The organism is Dyella sp. ASV21 (assembly GCF_016428975.1).
GTDB lineage: Bacteria > Pseudomonadota > Gammaproteobacteria > Xanthomonadales > Rhodanobacteraceae > Dyella.
In genome coordinates this window covers 1-385 of record NZ_JAELTT010000267.1, presented here as the reverse complement: position 1 = coordinate 385, position 385 = coordinate 1, and the positions used below count along the sequence as shown (strand labels likewise).

At 73.2% G+C, this 385-nt stretch carries 1 pseudogene; it reads left to right on the top strand.

The window, feature by feature from the left end:
- Positions 1–139: 139 nt before the first annotated feature.
- Positions 140–229: pseudogene (locus JHD67_RS22520) on the top strand (tRNA dihydrouridine(20/20a) synthase DusA); the annotation flags it as partial.
- Between the last annotated feature and the right edge of the window lie 156 nt (positions 230–385).

Here is a 385-nt window from a genome sequence, read left to right as displayed (position 1 = left end):
CCCCCCCCCCCCCCCCCCCCCCCCCCCCCCCCCCCCCCCCCCCCCCCCCCCCCCCCCCCCTTTTTACAAGCCCCAGACGCAAACCGAGATTCGGTCACGGGTCTCGTGGGCTCGGAGATGTCCCCCCCCCCCCCCCCCATTGGAAGCGGCGCTGTATGGCGAGCCTTTGCCCACCCGTGAAGATGTACTGCGGCACATGCGGCCCTACATCGAAGCGGAACTGGCGCGCGCCCCAGCATCACACCATCGACCTGTCTCTTATACACATCTGACGCTGCCGACGACAACGTTCGGGTGTAGGTCTCGGTGGTCGCCGGGGCATTAGAAAGGGGGGGGGGGGGGGGGGGGGGGGGGGGGGGGGGGGGGGGGGGGGGGGGGGGGGGGG